This is a genomic window from Membranihabitans maritimus (genome assembly GCF_021729145.1).
Taxonomy (GTDB): Bacteria; Bacteroidota; Bacteroidia; order Chitinophagales; family Saprospiraceae; genus Membranihabitans; species Membranihabitans maritimus.
Map to the genome: position 1 here is coordinate 307318 of NZ_JAJSLW010000004.1, position 19018 is coordinate 326335.

Annotated in this window: 14 protein-coding genes; 10 read left to right on the top strand and 4 right to left on the bottom strand. The window is 38.2% G+C overall.

The genetic code is table 11. The annotated features are described in order from the left end of the window. Positions 1–528: 528 nt before the first annotated feature. Positions 529–1008 (bottom strand): DUF4920 domain-containing protein, encoded by a 480-nt coding sequence (locus LVD47_RS06600; RefSeq protein WP_236974771.1) that lies wholly within the window; start codon positions 1006–1008, stop codon positions 529–531. Positions 1009–1277: 269 nt separating this feature from the next. Here LVD47_RS06600 and LVD47_RS06605 point away from each other — a divergent pair, with 269 nt between their 5' ends. From LVD47_RS06605 to rplI, 4 genes are all read left to right on the top strand, one after another. After that, complete coding sequence (locus LVD47_RS06605) at positions 1278–2468, top strand: caspase family protein (protein ID WP_236974772.1); 1191 nt, start codon at positions 1278–1280, stop codon at positions 2466–2468. A gap of 220 nt (positions 2469–2688) precedes the next feature. Then, positions 2689–3105, top strand: a complete 417-nt coding sequence (gene rpsF / locus LVD47_RS06610; RefSeq protein ID WP_236974773.1) for a 30S ribosomal protein S6 — start codon at positions 2689–2691, stop codon at positions 3103–3105. Between the two features lie 36 nt (positions 3106–3141). Then, on the top strand, positions 3142–3408 hold the full coding sequence (gene rpsR / locus LVD47_RS06615) for a 30S ribosomal protein S18 (RefSeq protein WP_236974774.1): 267 nt from the start codon (positions 3142–3144) through the stop codon (positions 3406–3408). Between the two features lie 27 nt (positions 3409–3435). After that, positions 3436–3882, top strand: coding sequence for a 50S ribosomal protein L9 (gene rplI, locus LVD47_RS06620; RefSeq protein ID WP_236974775.1), 447 nt, complete (start codon positions 3436–3438; stop codon positions 3880–3882). 61 nt (positions 3883–3943) lie between these two features. On the opposite strand, the gene LVD47_RS06625 is transcribed toward rplI, so the two are convergent. The 3 genes from LVD47_RS06625 to LVD47_RS06635 form a co-directional block, all read right to left on the bottom strand. Next, the gene (locus tag LVD47_RS06625) at positions 3944–6718 is read right to left on the bottom strand and encodes an outer membrane beta-barrel protein (protein WP_236974776.1); all 2775 of its coding nucleotides are present in this window, start codon (positions 6716–6718) and stop codon (positions 3944–3946) included. Between the two features lie 211 nt (positions 6719–6929). Continuing rightward, positions 6930–9029 (bottom strand): outer membrane protein assembly factor BamB family protein, encoded by a 2100-nt coding sequence (locus LVD47_RS06630; protein ID WP_236974777.1) that lies wholly within the window; start codon positions 9027–9029, stop codon positions 6930–6932. A 63-nt stretch (positions 9030–9092) separates the two neighbouring features. Beyond that, positions 9093–10238 carry a S9 family peptidase gene (locus LVD47_RS06635; protein WP_236974778.1) on the bottom strand — a complete coding sequence of 382 codons (1146 nt, stop codon included), beginning with the start codon at positions 10236–10238 and terminating at the stop codon, positions 9093–9095. Positions 10239–10345: 107 nt separating this feature from the next. Here LVD47_RS06635 and LVD47_RS06640 point away from each other — a divergent pair, with 107 nt between their 5' ends. The 6 genes from LVD47_RS06640 to LVD47_RS06665 all read left to right on the top strand — a co-directional run bounded on the left by LVD47_RS06640 (position 10346) and on the right by LVD47_RS06665 (position 19015). Further along, positions 10346–11662: a BNR-4 repeat-containing protein gene (locus LVD47_RS06640; protein ID WP_236974779.1), complete on the top strand. Its 1317-nt coding sequence runs from the start codon at positions 10346–10348 to the stop codon at positions 11660–11662. A gap of 32 nt (positions 11663–11694) precedes the next feature. Beyond that, positions 11695–12285 (top strand): RNA polymerase sigma-70 factor, encoded by a 591-nt coding sequence (locus LVD47_RS06645; protein WP_236974780.1) that lies wholly within the window; start codon positions 11695–11697, stop codon positions 12283–12285. A 158-nt stretch (positions 12286–12443) separates the two neighbouring features. Beyond that, entirely contained in the window at positions 12444–13514 is a 1071-nt protein-coding gene (locus LVD47_RS06650) for a glycosyltransferase family 4 protein (protein ID WP_236974781.1), read from the top strand. A gap of 346 nt (positions 13515–13860) precedes the next feature. Beyond that, positions 13861–14727 (top strand): glucose-1-phosphate thymidylyltransferase RfbA, encoded by an 867-nt coding sequence (rfbA, locus tag LVD47_RS06655; RefSeq protein ID WP_236974782.1) that lies wholly within the window; start codon positions 13861–13863, stop codon positions 14725–14727. Positions 14728–14909: 182 nt separating this feature from the next. Further along, complete coding sequence (gene rfbB / locus LVD47_RS06660) at positions 14910–15971, top strand: dTDP-glucose 4,6-dehydratase (RefSeq protein WP_236974783.1); 1062 nt, start codon at positions 14910–14912, stop codon at positions 15969–15971. A 2-nt stretch (positions 15972–15973) separates the two neighbouring features. Beyond that, positions 15974–19015 (top strand): SLBB domain-containing protein, encoded by a 3042-nt coding sequence (locus LVD47_RS06665; RefSeq protein ID WP_236974784.1) that lies wholly within the window; start codon positions 15974–15976, stop codon positions 19013–19015. The last annotated feature ends 3 nt before the right edge of the window (positions 19016–19018 follow it).

A 19018-nucleotide genomic window follows, 5' to 3' on the forward strand; every position in this document is an offset into this window, starting at 1 on the left:
ATCTTCACATAATTGATCTTTTCACAATCAGAGAGTTAGTAAAATCCTATTAAATCAACATCGAGGGCTGCATTTTTTCTCAACACAGCTTTTTCACACTTACTTCGTAATATTGTTTGATGAATTTTTCAGGTTCAAAAAATCCTTTGCTTTCCGGGAAGTAAAAAAATGCCCTTAAATTCATTTTCACAAAATTGCTCTTTTCACAGTTTAACAGAAGTGTAGTAAATCATCAAAAAAGTTAATCACATCGAAATCTTCAGTCTGAAAACGCCTCGAAAATATGATTCGCTGCTTTAATCTTAAAAAAAATCTTAATTTTTTCTAAATTCTCTTAAAATTCGCGTAAAACAAGGTTTTTTCGTAAGATATTCCCTATATTTATTTCCAGTTAGATGCAGCCCTTATGTTCATCTTCACATAATTGATCTTTTCACAATCAGAGAGTTAGTAAAATCCTATTAAATCAACATCGAGGGCTGCACTTTTTCCATTTCCCTTATTGATTTTCCATTTAAAATACATTGATTAATTTCTATAGAGTTCCACACCACTGGCTAAAAAGACATAATCTATTCTGGGCTTATCAATCATTTCAATTTCATTTTCTGGCAACCCGGCATCAATAGCATAATGCTTTAGGTCCTCCACCGAGGTGAGTTCTTTGTAAACCTTTCCCTCAATTACCACTTTCTCCCCACTTATATCCTTTGGAACGAAAAAACCATAGTCTTTAAATCGAACAGTAATTTGGCTACCGCCTGTAATATTTGCGTTCAATGTCATCCAACACCCCTTCATTTGACACACTTCATTTACAATTCCGGATACCCTGGCCTCGATAGTATCGGATTTCTCCAATCTCTTCTCCACCTGTGCAAAACTCATTCTTGTTGTTCCGTGTAAACCATCGCCAAAAACTTCCTTATTTCCATCTTTATTTTCACCAACCTTTGGATGGCATCCCATCATCATAATAATTCCAACCATACCCATTATCCATTTCATAAATCTTATTTTTCCAATAAAAATACTAAAAATATAAGTTCCTGAACACTGGTATTTTCCAGGTTTTTCAAGAACCAAACTGCTTTGGTGATTAAAAGATCTGTTCAAATAATATTTTATTCCATATTCAAGTCACCTTTTAACATTGCACTAATACTATAGCACATCCCCACCATGTTATATATAGCAACTCAGCCTTTGGTTATATTTTTTTGACACGAACACACCCTCAAACTATGGAATGACATTGACTTTAATCAAATTAAACTATGAGAGGATACTTTTTTACACTGGCAATTCTGTTGCCGGCTATTACTATTGGTCAATGTATACAAGGAGATTGCAAGTCCGGATTAGGAGCATACAAATTTGAAAATGGTTCTATATACCAGGGATATTTTTTTAAGGAGAAACCCCATGGCAAAGGAAAGTATGTTTATTCCAATGGGAATGTATATAAAGGTGAATGGAAACATGGGAAAAAATCTGGAGAGGGTGAAATCAAATATGATAATGGTGCACGGTATAATGGGGAATTCCTCAACAACTACATGCACGGTTCAGGGATCTACTACTTTTCGAATGGCGATAAATTTCAGGGGATATTTAAAAATGATAGACCTAACGGATATGGTGTCTTAACCAAATCAGACGGAAAAATTGTTTCCGGAAATTGGATTGAAGGTAAATTAACGCCCACCCAAGAAGAGCAAATTCCTTCACAACCTCCTTCGTCAGGCAATGTAGAAATTTATGCAGTCATTGTGGGTGTTTCCCGTTATGAAAAATTTAAAACACTCAAATACTCTGATGATGACGCTTACCGTATATATGCTTTTTTCAAAAGCCCGGAAGGCGGAGCCATCCCGGATAAGAACATTCGAATTCTCATTGATGAAAGTGCTAATAAAGAAAACATCCAAAACGCCCTTGATGAGATTACAGAAAAAGCAGATGAAAATGATGTTATTATCTGTTACTTTGCCGGACATGGACTTGATGGATATTATCTCCCTGTAGATTCGGATGGATATCGGCACAAGATCTCCTATTATTCTATCAAACAACAATTAGAAACTTCCAAAGCTAAACAAAAATTATTTATGGCTGATGCCTGTTACAGCGGCAGTCTATTAGCATCCAGAACCCTGGATATTTCCGCACTGGACCATTTTTATAACAAATTGGGACAAGGGGAAGGAAGCACAGCATTCCTTCTATCTTCCAAAAAAGAAGAATTCAGTAAGGAATCAAGTGGGCTAAGACAAGGTATTTTTTCTCATTACTTAATCAAAGGTTTGCAGGGCGAAGCTGATTTCGATCGAGACCAAATTGTATCCATACAGGAATTATATGACTATATCAAAGTTGAAGTCAGTAATTATACCGGCAAGGAACAAAACCCTGTACTGGCCGGAAGTTACCAGCCCGATTTACCCGTTAGTTGGGTCCGGGAATAAAAGAAGCTATAGAACTGTTAGTTGCGAATAATTTGAAAATACAGGAGCTACACCTACTTGGATATACCAGAAGATGAGGCTAAAAAATCTTATCAAATACCTTTTAGCATTACCTTTACTGGTAAAATAACAAGAGAGTCCCTTTTTTCTTGAAAAATTATTTATATCTTTGCGCTCCAATTAATTAACCGCGTTCACATATGGAAAAAAAGAGCATAATGTGGGCTACAAATTTTTATTGATATCCATGCGGACATACGAAGTTACATTTATTGTAGATCCAGTCTTGTCAAATGATGAGATAAAAGCTACATCTGAGAACTACGCAGAACACTTAAAAAGTCAAAACTGCAAGGTAGTCGACGTTGAAGATATGGGATTAAAGCAGTTAGCATACCCCATTGCACAGCGGTCTACCGGAGTTTATTACAGTATCGAATTTCAATCCGAAGACGGTGAAATTATTAAAAAACTTGAATTGGCACTTAAACGCGATGAGCGCGTTATCCGTCATCTGGTTTTGAAAATGGACAAATTTGCCATCAAATACAACGATGACAAAAGAAAAGGTCTAATTGGGAAAAAATCGGAAAAGGAAAAAAGTGCTTCCAATGAATCGTCAAAAGACAGTAAATAAGGTAGCGTAATTTAAAAAACTCAAAATTAAAAAAAAATGGCAAATAGAGACGATATAAAGTTTTTATCAAACCCCAATATAGGGAAACAACGAAAAAAATACTGCCGATTTAAAAAATATGGCATTAAGCATATTGATTACAAAGACCCGGAATTTTTAAAGAAGTTTTTAAATGAGCAGGGCAAGATTCTTCCCAGAAGAATTACTGGAAATTCACTTAAGTATCAACGTCAATTGTCGGTTGCGGTAAAAAGAGCCAGGCATCTTGCGTTATTACCATATGTTACAGACTTATTAAAATAATCACTTACGTATTAAAATTTACGAATCATGAATATCATTTTATTAAAAGACGTAGATAAAGTAGGAGACAAACACGAAGTGGTTTCTGTAAAACCAGGGTATGCAAGAAATTACTTAATTCCGAATGAACTGGCTATTATTGCCAGTAAATCGAACTTAAAAACGCTAGGACACCTTCAGAGAAGAGAAGAACAAAAAGAATTGGAAAAACTTTCTGAATACCAGGCTGTTTTGGATTCTTTTGACGGAAAAATACTGAAAATCGGTGCAAAAGCCGGCGCTGAAGGTAAAATATTTGGAAGTGTAACGACCCTTCAAATTGCCCAGGCATTAAAAGATCAATTGGATACGGAAATTCCCCGTAAAAAAATTGAATTGCCTGAAGAAGTAAAGACATTGGGAAGTTATACAGCATTGATTAAATTCCATAAGGAAGCACAGGGAAATATTGCTTTCGAAGTAGTTCAAGAATAGTACTTCAAATAATACAATTTAATGAGATACCTCTTTGAATTTCTTTTCAAAGAGGTTTTTTTTACCAAAAATCCCACCAACTACTTCCCTTTTCTTTTGGTTCTTCCTTTTTACCTCTGAAATCATAAATAAAAGTCATAATAAAATATTGCTGTAGGGTAAGTTCCTGCTGGTCTGTGATAGTATTAAAAGATACAAACCGCCTAATGGCTGTGTTTTGATTCAAGACATCGAAGGCGCTTATACGCAATGTGCCCCGATTGCTTTTTAAAATCTTTTTGTTGATAGCTGCATGCCAGATCCATTGGCTTTTATCAAAACCAGGTCCAACCTGCGGATTGTAGACGTAGGAAAGATCATTCTCAAAGCTCATACCCCAGGGTAAATGAAGAGTCATTTCAGCCCCTGCCTGATGACTGTGATATTTTACATTCCTGTAATCCAAATCTATGTAATTCGTAGTGTTAAAATTCAAACGATAGTTAGGAGAAAAATCAAAAAGGTTTTTATACGAATATCCTATTTTAGCTGTAAGGCCCACATTGAATGAATTCGTTATCCCCTCCTTATTATTAATGATAAAAGGGCTTGATCTACCATTTAAATATACGCTGGGGTTAAAGTTTATTTTACTATTTTCCATTGAGACGTTTCGAATCAGGCTAAAGTTTCCATACAAACTTTTAGAAGTACCAAAATTAATAGGTGCACTGGTTGTAACACCCTGGTTATCAACACTAGTCCTCCAGACAACTGGGTTTTCCGAAAGTTGCCCGTTAAGATAGGTTGTATACCTCCACTTCCCTTTAAAAGAATGATTACTCATATACACAGAATGAGTTTCAAAGGGATCCAGATCGGGGTTGCCTCTGCGTATATAAAGCGGGTTGGTATTATCGATGGCCGGATGTAATTCACTAACCTGCGGAGTTCTCATTTGATAATAATAGCTTAATCGCCACCCACCGTAACTGATATTCATAGAAGGAGACCAATAGGCAAATTCAGCATTAATATTATCCAGATCATTTGAAAAAATATTTTTATAAGACAACCAGTTATGATTTATCCCCGCGGAGAACTGCAATTTATCTTTTCTATACCGTAGGTTAGCCCCAGCTGCATAAATTTTTTCATTCCTCCTAAACGAATTACCCAAATCATCTACTTCCATCCAGGGATCCATTGATTCCGATCTTTGGCTGGTAAGAATATCATTCCGCTGATTTTGTAAATTTACAGATCCCGAAATACTCAACGTCCAGTTGTCAATCAGAGGCTCTGTAAAATTTAAATGACTATTAAAATACTGGCTTGATTGATCCTGATTTCTCTGTTGTAAAAATTGGTACATTGAATCAACGGGGTTTGCATAGAATATGCGTTGAAAGTCCGAAAAGACCATTCCTACATTTCTATTCTCTCTGTATGATGTTCTAAAAGAAACCAACCTCCCTTTATTATTCATCTTTCTACTAAAATATATATAAGAACTCAGGGAATTATTATCACTTTGTGGCCGCTCTTCAGTTATATTGCTCTGGAGTAAATCTTGCACTCCATTGTATGTCAATTCGCTGTTGGTACTCGGATTATCAGAATTGGAGACTTTATAATCTATATTAAGATTAAATCGGGTCATAGTATCAATTTCCCATCTTATCCCTGCACCCAAATTGTGGTTTATACTTCTTGAACGGGTATTATTCAGGGCATCATAGTAAAAAGTAGAATCATTGTTCAAAATCTGTTCTTTGTTCGTCTTCTTCTCTCCAACCAATTCATTTTCTGAATAGAAATATTGCAAATCCAGTTTTGCTTTTCCCAGGGTATAATTAATATTCGTCCCCCCGAGTAACCCTTTTGGTAACCCATTTCCATAGGAACCAAAATCGATCCCGTTGATACCAAATGCACCGTCCGGGGATACACGCATTGAAGTTCTTCTGCCAAAACCTCCTAAACTCATCACCTCTTCCATGGAGAGGTTTGTTTTCTTTAGGTTATTAAAATATCCCAAAAGACTCACTTGTAATGTGTCTCTGAACGAGTTCACAATTCCTCCCAATTCAAACCGATCCCGGGTCCCACCTCCAGCATAGACCTTCCCAAAAGCCTTAATTTTTGCTTCCTTCTTTAATTTCAGGTTTATGACTTTTTCTACTTCGTCTTCTGTCAATAGATTCTCAGGATCTTCTTCGCGATCATCAGCTATTTGGACTTTATCGATCATATCAGCAGTCAAATTTCTCAACGCTACTCGAGGGTCTCCTCCAAAGAAATCATTCCCGTCAACCCGTACTTTTTTCACTTCCTTGCCATTAAAAAAAACTTTACCTTCATTGTCAACAAAAACTCCAGGCAACTGCTTTACCAGATCTTCCACTACTGCTCCATCGCGGGTAGTAAAAGAAGCTGCATTAAATTCCAGGGTATCATTTTTTACAATGATCGGAGGCCGCTCAGCTTCCACAAGAACCTCTTCTAAATGCTGGGCACTAATTTCCATTCCGATTTTAGACCACTCTTTATGGGAAGTATCTTCATGTAAGATAAAATCCTCCTTCACAGGTTTATAGCCTAGATAAGAAATAATGAGACGTAATTCGGTTCCCAAAGGCAGTCGATCAATTTCAAAACTCCCATCATCCTCTGTCAGAGTATAATTAATTAACGAAGTATCTGCTGAATTGTACACCGATACAGTCGCAAAATCTAAAGGGGTGTCATCCTCTGATTTTACAAGTTTTCCAGTTATCTGACCACTTTTGTCGCTTTGGGCGAATAAACCTATGGGAAGTATCAATAGGAAGTAAACAAAATGATTAAAATACATGAATCTGTTTTTAAGTACTTGTTTAAATATATTGCTAAATAAATCTGATCTAATACGGTATCATATTTCCAAAATAAAACAAATTGATTATTTTACGAAATAGATCGTACTATAATAAACGTCGATCGATCAAGTATTTTACAAACTGTTTAAATTTTTAGATAAACAATTACTTTTTTTCGACGAACACCCTTCGATAATACACTAAGTGCTATGGTAATGTATAAGCCACATATGAGTCACCTTTATTTGTGCCCAACTTTGTTCCCCCACAGGCGATTACTACAAATTGCTTCCCATTGACACTGTAGGTACTGGGGGTCGCAAATCCGGAAGCCGGTAATTTTGTTTCCCATAGTAATTCCCCGGACCGCTTTTTGTAAGCCCTGAATTTATTATCCCTGGTTGCAGCAATAAACAGCAAACCTCCTGCTGTCACTACCGGCCCTCCGTAGTTTTCTGTGCCAGTATGAGCACTGTTTTCTCCAGACAAACCTTCGAAATTACCCAGGGGTATTTGCCACTGATGTTCACCTGTGTTCAGATCAATAGCCGTAAGCTGTCCCCAGGGAGGGGCGATGGCGGGCATTCCTTTACTATCCAGAAATTTATTATAACCATCAAACTTCCAGGGAAGCTTTTCTTCAAGTGCTAACTCATTGTCGATAATGGGCCCCTCTACTTTTTCTTCGTCTAGTAAAAATGAAATCAACGCCTGCTTTTCAAGACCTCTAATTTGGGGAAATCCAGGCATCATGCCCTGTCCTTTGGATATAATATTAGTTACTTTTTCTCTTCCCATCCTGGAACTTAAATTTTCCAGGGATGGATACCCACTATCGGGATTACCAGAACGATCTTCCAAATGGCAAGAGCTACAATTCAGCTTATATACTTGCTCCCCCGGACTACGCCCCACATATTTTTCACTATCTTCAGTTCTACTCAATGTAAAAAGCCAGGCCATTTCATTTGAATTCACGTACATTACACCCTCCTTATCAACTGCGGCCCCTCCCCATTCAGCCCCTCCGTCACAACCAGGAAACAGTATTGTAGGCTGTTCGCTTAAAGGTATAAAAGGTCCATTATTGGCACTATTAAATACAGCCAACAGGGAATCGTAATCTTCTGAATATGAATTCAGATCTTTGGATGTCAGTGTTTGACGACTAAATGGTCGGGGGCGTTGTGGTATGGGCTGAGTAGGCCAGGCAGCTTCACCTTCAATTTCCGATTTAGGAACAGGTATTTCATCAATCGGGTAAACCGGCTCTCCAGTTTCCCTGTCAAATACATACACGTATCCGGTTTTAGTTATTTGGGCTACTACGTCAATTTTTTCTCCATTCCTTTCAATAGTCAATAAATTGGGTGGGGCAGGCAGGTCGCGATCCCACAAATCATGATGAACAATTTGATAATGCCAAATCTTTTCACCTGTATTGGCATCCAGGGCCAATAATGTATTCGCAAACAGATTTTCCCCGTGTCGGTTCCCCCCATAAAAATCGAAAGCTGCCGACCCCGTAGGCACATAAATAATTTCCCGAACTTTATCGACAGACATACCAGACCAATTATTAGCTCCTCCGATCAAATCATGCTTATAGGCTTCTTCCGGCCAGGTTTCATGTCCATCTTCTCCCGGAAGTGGGATCGTCCTGAAAACCCACGCCAAAGCCCCCGTTTTTACATTAAATGCCTGGATAAACCCCGATGCAGATTTTCCCCTCTCACTTACAACAATAGGCATAACAATCAAATCTTTGAAAATGGTACCTGGTGTTCTTGAATTCACGTATTTATCTTCAATATTTTGCCCCAAGCCACTTTTCAGACTAATGCGTCCGGCCTGACCGAAGGATGCAATGGGGGTACCCGTTTTGGCATCCAAAGCATATAACCACTCATCATATGTATATAATATTCGAGAATCCTTTCCTTCTTTCCAATGGCTTACCCCCCGGCTTCTCAAATAACTCTTTTCATCAGAAGGGGAAAATTTCCATCGTTCCGTCCCCGTTTCCGCATCCAGGGCAAAAACCTCACATGTGGCTGTAGTCCCGAACAACACACCATCAACGATTATTGGATTGCATTGAATTTCTCCAGAATCCAGGGTATGGTATTCCCAGGCCCTCTTGAGCTTTGTAACATTACTTGTATCGATTTCAGACAATGGAGAATAGTGATCCCTCAAAGGGCTCCCTAAATAATGAGACCAGTCCGTATTATTTCCCGTTTCAGGTTTACAGGAAAAAAAACTTATAAAAGGTAGGAAAATTAAAAAAAGAGCGATCTCCCTCATATTATTTTTTCAACTTTAAATACAATGAAATTTACAACCATTCAAATATATAATACATAATTTCTATTTTAAAAAATACTCAAAAAACAAATATATAACCGAATTCGACTGTTCATTCGGAGAGTGATCAGGACGATTGGTCATTGCCACGCGATTTTCATATCCTAATAATTCATTTACCTTCCGGGTATGGTTCAAAGGAATCCACTGCTCTACAGGATCTTCAGAACCACCCGATACCAAAAATGGCCGTGGTGCCGATAAAGCATGCAATTCCTGGAGATTGTATCCTTCCCGGATGAGCTTAGGGTACAAACCTTCTGCCGGATTTTCTTTGGTAATAAGGCCCCTTTCACGCCATGGTTTTGGATGATATCCAAGATACCAGGGCTCCCAATAATTGATACTCGGTCGATCGTTTTGAAAAACTATTCCGGGGTCCGACCAGGCACTACATGCAAATTTATCAAATAAACACGACGCAAACATTGCCCATTTCCCGCCAAAAGAATGCCCCATTATACCAATCCTATCAGAATCTACTTCAGGTCTTTTGGACAAGGCATACCAGGCATTTGCAGCAGCATATCCCAGCATCGACAGCGGTTCCACTTCCGCATTTTTTATGTTGGGATAGTAGAGGGAATACGTTTTGGCTTCAGAAGCTTCACTTGTTCCTAACGAAAGAGTCACAAAACCTCTTTTTGCCAATTGATAAGCAAAATCCCTGTGTGGACTCTTACCTTCTCCAATGGCTGTTTCCGGTTCGTAATATACAGTAATCACTGCAGGTCGCTTTCCTTTACCATCGGGAATCAATAAATACCCTTTTGTGGTTTCATTTGGTGTCCATTTGAATGTAACTGTATGTTGAATAAAATTTTCCCTGCGTTGACTTTCGGTAATTGTAAATTCCTGATCTTTGATAAAAGGCGGCCACTCTCCCATCATTTCCATCCATTGCTCCTTAATTTCACGTCTTCTATCCCCCCATTCTTTCGCGGTCCCCACACTTTCCCCATCGTAAAATTGAAGCGGAGACCTGAAATCCCCAAATTCGCTTTTCAATTTTTCCGGAGGAATAAAGTAAGTGTCAATCTCTTTCCAGATTTCCTTTTTTGACAAGCTAGATGACTGCTGGCATTTTCCAGCAGGAACACATAAAAGGAAAAATATTCCCCCCAAAAAAATCCGTAGATGCATCGCCATAATTCAATTTTCAATAAAATTAAAAATTTAATCAAAACTCGGTAACGTTACCGATCTATTTTTTATATTAGTTTCACAATTTATTAAACACTAATTCTCTTAATAAGATGGTCAATGTAAACGTATACACTTTATTATTTTTTTTACTAATATCTGTCTCCGGGCAAAGCCAAAAGATTCAAACACTCACTGAAAATGGTGCCTGGTGCTGGTTTAGTGACCCCAGAGCTATTTATGCAGGTCCGGAACACGAAAAGATCATTACCGGTTGGGTCACTGCAGAAGGAGATATCGAGGTAGCCAGTATTGATCTTAATTCCGATCAGACAGATTCAAAAATTTTATACCCGGAATTACAGGTCGATGACCACGACAATCCGGCATTCATCGAATTACCCGACCACAGGATTCTGACCATGTATACCTGGCATGGAGGGAATAATGGTGTTATTAGAAATACTACTACTAAGCCACTGGATATAAATTCATTCGGAAATAATATAATCTTCAAACCCCGCACTGACGAACTCGTAAAAAAATATGTACGTGAAACGTATACCTATGCTAATCCTTTCCGGTTATCTCAAGAAAACAATACCTTGTACGCTTTTGGCAGGTGGATAGGATACAAACCTAATATGATTACTTCTACTGATAACGGCACTACATGGTCTGATCCCCAGGTAGTGATTACTTCCAAAAATCTGGACACCAACAATAGACCTTACGTAAAGTACTACTCAGACGGGGGATCAAAAATACACTTGATTTTTACCGATGGCCACCCGGCCGTAGAACCATTAAACTCTGTTTACTATTGTTACTATGAAAAGGGGGCTTTTTGGAAAGCCAATGGAGATAAGATCTGCACGGTTGAAGAACTCCCTTTTCATCCAGAAGATGCTTCAATGGTATACAAAGCCACAGAAAAAACAGGAAGAGCATGGATATTTGATATCACAGTAGACGATACAGGAAGGCCCGTAATAGCTTATTCCCGTTATCCCAGGGTCAAACAACACGATTATCACTACGCCGTATATACCGGGGCTGAGTGGGAAGATCACAAAATCATTTATTCGGGTCCCTGGTTTCCGGAAGACGTACATGGCGAAAGACAACGGGAATTAAACTATTCAGGGGGATTGACAATTGATCCTTCTCAACCCAACATCATTTACTTTTCGCACGTTGTCGACGGGATATTTGAAATATCCAGAGGGGAAACTTATAATTTTGGGAAAAATTGGTCTTTCACCCCTGTTACCAGAAATTCGGAATTCGATAACGTAAGGCCTTTTGTTCCTAAATACAAAGATAAAAATGACCCTACTATACTATTATGGATGCAAAACAAATCTTATATTCACTATACTGATTATGATTCAAAAATCTTATACACTAAATTTTTAAAAGATCAATAGCTGTTTTTTCATTCGAAATGAAATCACCAACTATGATGAAGAATAAACTACAACGCGATATCATATTGGGGATAAAGGCCGGAAACTACGTCATGTTCAATCGTCTGATAGACATGTATGCCAATCGGTTAATCTCATTTTGTTACTCATTTTGTAAATCAAAAGAGGAAGCAGAGGAACTGTCTCAGGACGTATTTATAAAAGTCTGGCAGAACAGAAAATTACTCAACGAAAATAAAAATATAGATAATTATATATATACCATAGCCAGGAATAAATGCATTAACCACCTTAAGTCTGCCGGCAACCAATACAAAATCAAAAAGATATTCGTCGAGGAAGACCTGTATCAGGCCAATCCTTCCTCGTTAAATGACATCATATTCAACGAATATTTTTCAATTGCCAAGGAAGCGGTAGATCAATTGCCTGAAAGATGTAAAGAGGTGTATACTTTGAGTAGAATCGACGGCCTCAAGAATAGAGACATAGCCCAAAGATTGGGAATATCCGTAAATACGGTACGTGCTCAAATCGTCAAGTCTAATGCCTTTATTAAAAATTACCTTCGGGAAAAAACAGACCTGGTCATCTCTATTGTAATATTTTTCTTTTACCTGTAAGTTGTCTTAATAAAGGTCAAAAACAAAATAAGACCGTTTAATTTCAGTTCTAATGTTTTGTAAATAAAATCTACTTCATTATTGTGGTTAAAAGAGGTTTTTTTAGATATTGAGAATTGGTACCACAAATTAAAAATTTTGAGCCCAACCGAGAAAATATGTATGACATCATATTGAGTTTTATAACAGCCTTAGTTGTCACTTTCTACGCCATTCCCTCTATTATTAAAGTTGCCAAAATAAAGCAACTTGTAGATATGCCGGGAGAACGTCGAAGTCATGACGAGATAACTCCATCCCTCGGAGGCATTGCTATTTTTGCGGGGGTGTTATTTTCTATTGTTCTCTGGACCCCTTTTAATTTATTTGGAGACTTGCAATATATACTTTGTGCCTTTACCATAATATTTCTGATTGGGGTAAAAGACGATATTGTACCTATAAGTCCGAAAAAAAAGTTTGCAGGGGAAATTTTTGCTGCCATCATTTTAGTCACCAAGTCCAACATCAGGTTAACCAGTTTTCACGGCCTTTTCGGAATCTACGAAATACCGTTTTGGTTTAGTTTTATTGTTAGTATGGTCACGATATTATTAATTATTAATGCATTTAATTTAATTGACGGAATAAATGGATTGACGGGCTGCATTACTGTTTTGATTACAAGCTTTATGTCCGCCTGGTTTTTTCTGGTTGACCACCTTGCCTTATCACTAATAGCATTTAGCACCGCAGGTGCCTGCATCGCTTTTTTGTATTATAATATGACACCGGCCAAAATATTTATGGGAGATACAGGTGCCCTGTTCATCGGGTTGATATGTTCCATTTTGAGCATTCAATTTATTGAAGTAAACAACGTTATTGATGAATCCAGATTTGCCATACATTCTGCCCCGGTGGTAGCAATCGGTATTCTCGCTATCCCCGTTTTTGACACTTTAAGAGTATTTTCTATTCGAATTCTTAAAGGGCGCTCCCCTTTTACTGCTGACCGGCAACATATTCACCATATGATGGTTGACGCAGGATTTACCCATATGGTATCTTCGGTAATTCTTACAGCATTTAATGCCCTAATTATATATATGGTGTTATCACTCCAAAATCTTAATATTAATTTTCTTTTGGCCATCCTTATCGGAACAATGGTCATTTTTACAACCATATTATTTTATGCTTCCCGCCCAGAGAACATTCCTTCAAAAGGAACAGAAATAACCAAATGAATTAAAACTTATAGTTGCAGAAATTTTCACAATTCATTTGCGTTCATAAATTTGTTTGTAGTAACAAATTCGGTCAATCTTGATTTGAAATTATTACCTTGAGTTGCTTAAAAAGCATAGTAAATAAGGTGCTGCGAAGGGTAATTAAACGATCTAAATATTTTGAATTACTAAATTCAAAATATAATAAGATATCGCAAAGTCAATATTTTAGATTTTGCAAAAGCAAAACACAATTTATTATTAATCAAAGTGTTTTGAAAAATTTATTATTTATAACTTTCCATAAGTTGATTCGACATATGGACGGCGGAGCCATGTTTGATCACCAAAAAAGAATTTGAAAATGAAAGGGATTATCTTAGCCGGAGGTTCGGGAACCCGACTTTACCCCATTACCAAAGCCATTTCTAAACAGTTGATGCCTATTTATGATAAACCAATGATATACTATCCCTTATCTATATTGATGTTGGCAGGGATAAAAGACATATTAATTATAACGACACCAGAAGACCATAACGCTTTTAAAAATTTATTGGGGTCAGGTGAAAGTCTCGGGTGCCATTTCCAGTACGCCGTTCAAGAAGTTCCTAACGGACTTGCTCAGGCCTTTGTAATTGGCGAAGAATTTGTAGGAGAGGATAAAGTTGCTTTAGTCCTCGGCGATAATATTTTTTACGGCAGCGGATTGAGCAAATTATTACAATCTTGTAATGATGTAGAAGGAGCGTACGTTTTTGCCTATTCAGTAAAAGATCCCCAACGATACGGAGTCGTAGACTTTGATGAAAATCATAAAGTAAAATCAATTGAGGAAAAACCCAAAAACCCAAAATCTAATTTTGCGGTACCCGGACTTTATTTTTATGATAACCGGGTAATTGAAATCGCTAAACATTTAAAACCTTCTGCAAGGGGGGAATATGAGATCACAGATGTCAATAAAGCTTACCTTGAAAGAAATGAATTGAGTGTAGCTGTTATGAACAGGGGGACAGCCTGGCTGGATACAGGTACTTTTGAATCCCTTCATGATGCCTCCGAATTTGTCAGGGTTATTGAACATCGGCAAGATTTCAAGATCGGTTGTATTGAAGAAGTTGCATATAGAATGGGATTCATTGATAAAGATCAACTATTGGAATTAGCCAAGCCACTATTAAAAAGTGGTTATGGGAAGTACTTGCAGCGAATTGGGGAAGCTTTTTAATAAAGAGTACCCAGGTATCATTATTTATTAGACCTTTAAGCAATCATGCCCTTTAGACATAGCTACAAATTCGAATTTCGAGTATTTAGAAAATGGGATAAAATTAATTTTCTCCTGTCTAATCGAATTGTAAAACTATAATCAATTTTAAAATAAAGCGTTACTATTAAAATTTAATCTTAATGGAGAAAAATATCTTGATTACCGGAGGAGCAGGATTTATAGGTTCGCATGTTGTACGGCAATTTGTCAACAAATATCCCCAGTACATGGTGTACAACCTTGACGCTCTTACCTATGCCGGGAATTTACATAATGTAGCTGACCTGGAAAGTGCTCCGAATTATGAATTTATCCACGCTGATATAACTGATTTGGGAAAAATGAGAGAAATTTTCAACATGAAAAACATTTCCCATGTTATTCATCTCGCAGCGGAATCTCACGTAGACCGTTCCATTTCAGATCCTTTAGTCTTCATAAAATCAAATGTTTTGGGTACTGCCACATTGTTACAGGTGGCTAAGGAAACATGGGAAAAATCCAACACTGATAGTCACTTATTCTATCAGGTCTCTACAGATGAGGTATATGGCTCATTAGAGCTGGGCAAGGGCTTATTTGAAGAATCCACTGCTTATGATCCGAAGAGTCCTTACTCAGCTTCGAAAGCAAGTGCTGACCATTTGGTTAGAGCCTGGCATCATACTTATCGGATGCCCGTTGTTCTCTCCAACTGTTCAAATAATTATGGGCCCAATCAGTTTCCCGAAAAGTTAATTCCATTATTTATAAATAACATTAAAACCCAAAAACCACTACCGGTATATGGTAAAGGTGAAAACGTACGCGATTGGTTATATGTTATAGACCATGCCAAAGCAATTGATACGGTATTTCACAGAGGTGAATTAGGGGAAACTTATAATATTGGTGGACATAATGAATGGTCCAATATCGACCTTATTAAGGTTTTATGTGATACCATGGATGAGAAACTGGGAAGAAAAAAAGGAACTTCGAGGGCATTGATTACCTATGTGAAAGATCGGGCCGGACATGACTTGAGGTATGCTATCGACGCCACTAAAATAGAAACTGAATTGGGTTGGGTACCCTCTCTTCAATTCGAAGAAGGTATTGAAAAAACCATTGACTGGTATTTATCCAACGATGAGTGGCTCAGCAATGTCATTGATGGAAGTTATCAGGAATATTACCAACAGCAATATAAAGAAGTATAAATATGTCTTTTAGATATTTGATTATATACCTGGTTATGGGATTTGCGTCCGTAAATTATACATTTGCCCAGGATATCCCTGAACAAACAGAAAATCTGGCAGAACAGGAAATCCGGGCCCGGGGACTCGATGAAGAAGAGGTCAAAAATCGTCTTGAAGCCCGTGGGTTCGACCTGGATAATATAACCCCCGAACAATTACCGGAATTGGAAACAGCACTGGAAGAGATTGTGGCAGAAATGGAAAAGGAAAAAGCCAACCAGGATTCCGTAGTCGAAGAAACAGGGCAAACTACCCAGGAGGCCATTGAGCAAAAGAGTGAGGAAATACAAAATAAAGTAACGGAAGGAGCTTCTGTCAAGGAAGCGTTATCTGAGACCACTTCTGAGGTTATTGAAGAAGAAAAGGTAAACCTCACAAATATATACGGGCACTCTGTATTCACTGGCTCCGAATTATCCTTATACAGAAGTGCTGATGACATTCCCGCTCCATCTAATTACATACTGGGTGCGGGAGATCAACTGAGAGTATCTATTTTTGGCAGGTCACAAGCTGACTTCAATTACACCATACTTCAAGATGGCTCCATTAACCCCGAGCAAATGCCTAAAATTTTCCTTAAGGGACTTTCCATAGAACAGGCGCGAAAATTATTAATCAAAAGATTTAGTTTGCGGTATACTTTCCTTGAAGAACAGTTCTCTGTCGTTTTGAATACAGCCCGAACCATTACCGTCAATATTTTTGGTCAGGTGGCACAACCCGGGTCATATACCATTTCTGCGCTGAACACGGCCTTTAATGCCATGGTAGCCTGTAAAGGTCCTACGGCCAATGGATCAGTGCGGAACATTAAATTAATGAAAGACAACAATGAAGTAAAGGAACTTGATGTCTATGAATTTCTGACTAATCCGACAGTAAGATTTGACTTTGCACTTGACAACAACGACATGATTTATGTCCCATTTAGTCAAAAAGTAGTAACCATAAGAGGAGCGGTTAAAAGACCGATGATGTATGAGCTAAAAGAGGGAGAGAATTTAAAAGAATTAGTCAAGTTTGCAGGGGGGCTTAGCAGTAATGCCCGAACTGAACTTATAAGGATCAACCGCCAGGGTGCGAATGAAAGGGAATTACTCGAAGTTAATTTAGATGAAATACTTAGCGGCAACAGTAATTTTAAAATCCAAAATGGCGATATTATCACCATTAGTACCATCCCCGATGAATTTAAGTCTTTTGTATCTGTTTCAGGAGCGGTTGTATTTCCAGGCAATTATTCCACCAAGGAAAATCAATCCCTGTCGCAGGTATTGCGAAAAGCTCGCTTTCGCGAAGAAGCAAGGACAGACCTTGCCTACATTATTAGAACCAACAATGATGGCTCGGTTGAATTATTGAAGACAAATCCACAGGCGATTCTCGAAGGGTCAGAAACTGATATTTCACTTCAACCCAGGGATCGCATTACGATTTATAATAAAAGAAAGTTTGTTAACCAAAACAGGAATTTGGTAATTGCAGGGGCTGTACGGCAGAAAGTGAAAGAACTTTTCAAACCGGAAGCCGAAGTCAAACTCTCTGACATGGTAGAAATGGCTGGTGGCTTACAACCAAACGCAACAGGCAAAGGTATTTTAACTCGAAAAAATTTATCCAATAACAACAAAAGGGAATTTATTACCGTAAACTTAGAACAAGCCGTCAACAACCCGGAATCGAATTACAACATTTCCCTTTCCCCCGGAGATAGTATATTTGCGTACAATGTGGAATATTTTGAAGAGCAATATACCGTTGAGCTCGCAGGTTTGGTTCGCAACCCACAGACATTTATTTATGACTCAAGTCTCAACTTCAGGGACATGGTCATGGATGCCGGAGGATTGACGCCTCAGGCTAATCGATATGGTATGCTGATCAGGAAGGATACCATCAATCGGAAAAAAAGAGAATACAGGATGATTGATGTCCAGGCTTTGATGAACGGGAAAGAAACCATCGAAATCAAACCGGGTGATGAATTCCGAATATACAATCAGGAGACCTTCATCAATCAGTTTGAAATTTCTATTCTAGGTGCGGTCAATACACCCAATACCTTTGTATATGATTCTACACTTTCTGTCAAAGACGCCCTTTTGATGGGTGGTGGCCTACAACTTGATGCCGACCCCAAACGGGTAGACGTTTATCGTATAGAGTTTGCCGATAACGGCACTCCCCGTACCATTATTCGTTCCATTGAGTTGGATCCTCAGGGAAGCATGATCGATGCTACGGATCAAAACTTCCAACTCGAGCCTTTTGATATTATTATCGTCAGGACTATTCCTGATTACAGGTTACAAGAAGTCGTTCAAATTAATGGGAGGGTCAAATACCCTGGGCCATATGTTCTTATGGAAAAACCTGAAAAACTCACAGATATAGTAGAGAGAGCTGGTGGATTGAGTCCGGATGCATTCCCCAGTGGTGCTACCCTGGTTCGATCACAGGGAGATATTAATGGAATAGTCGTAATTTCACTCGACAAGGCATTGAAAAAAGAAAATCATAAAACAAATATGGTCCTGAGAGAAGGGGATATAATCAGCATTCCTCGGCTCGAAAGCCTGGTTTCTATTCGCACCACTGGAACAAGGGCACGGGAATTTCTTCAAGACACGCTGATTGAAAACAATGCTATAAATGTAAACTTTGACGGAAGAAAATCAGCCGGGTGGTATGTCAAAAATTATGCCGGGGGATTTGCTGAAGATGCAAACCGCAAATCAGTAAAAGTCGTATACCCCAATGGCCGTATCAAAGGAACCAAAAGCTTTTTGTTCTTCAGGAATTATCCCCAGGTATTAGAGGGTAGTAAAGTTCTGATTTCAATGCAACCTCCCGAGGTTCAACAGGAAGAAGAACCTGCCCCTGAACCGAAGAAGGAAGTAGACTGGAACGAGGTTATTAGAACGGTTTCTGCCACCACAGCGTTATTGACCAGTACCTTGACTGCAATTTTATTACTGGATAGGATTAATGATAAATAATTT

Bases quoted from the DNA above. Each gene is read 5' to 3' on its own strand.
- LVD47_RS06600 (WP_236974771.1), bottom strand. From the start codon at position 1,008: ATGAAATGGATAATGGGTATGGTTGGAATTATTATGATGATGGGATGC.
- LVD47_RS06605 (WP_236974772.1), top strand. From the start codon at position 1,278: ATGAGAGGATACTTTTTTACACTGGCAATTCTGTTGCCGGCTATTACT.
- rpsR (WP_236974774.1), top strand. From the start codon at position 3,142: ATGGCAAATAGAGACGATATAAAGTTTTTATCAAACCCCAATATAGGG.
- rplI (WP_236974775.1), top strand. From the start codon at position 3,436: ATGAATATCATTTTATTAAAAGACGTAGATAAAGTAGGAGACAAACAC.
- LVD47_RS06625 (WP_236974776.1), bottom strand. From the start codon at position 6,718: ATGTATTTTAATCATTTTGTTTACTTCCTATTGATACTTCCCATAGGT.
- LVD47_RS06630 (WP_236974777.1), bottom strand. From the start codon at position 9,029: ATGAGGGAGATCGCTCTTTTTTTAATTTTCCTACCTTTTATAAGTTTT.
- LVD47_RS06635 (WP_236974778.1), bottom strand. From the start codon at position 10,238: ATGGCGATGCATCTACGGATTTTTTTGGGGGGAATATTTTTCCTTTTA.
- LVD47_RS06640 (WP_236974779.1), top strand. From the start codon at position 10,346: ATGGTCAATGTAAACGTATACACTTTATTATTTTTTTTACTAATATCT.
- LVD47_RS06645 (WP_236974780.1), top strand. From the start codon at position 11,695: ATGATGAAGAATAAACTACAACGCGATATCATATTGGGGATAAAGGCC.
- LVD47_RS06650 (WP_236974781.1), top strand. From the start codon at position 12,444: ATGTATGACATCATATTGAGTTTTATAACAGCCTTAGTTGTCACTTTC.
- rfbA (WP_236974782.1), top strand. From the start codon at position 13,861: ATGAAAGGGATTATCTTAGCCGGAGGTTCGGGAACCCGACTTTACCCC.
- rfbB (WP_236974783.1), top strand. From the start codon at position 14,910: ATGGAGAAAAATATCTTGATTACCGGAGGAGCAGGATTTATAGGTTCG.
- LVD47_RS06665 (WP_236974784.1), top strand. From the start codon at position 15,974: ATGTCTTTTAGATATTTGATTATATACCTGGTTATGGGATTTGCGTCC.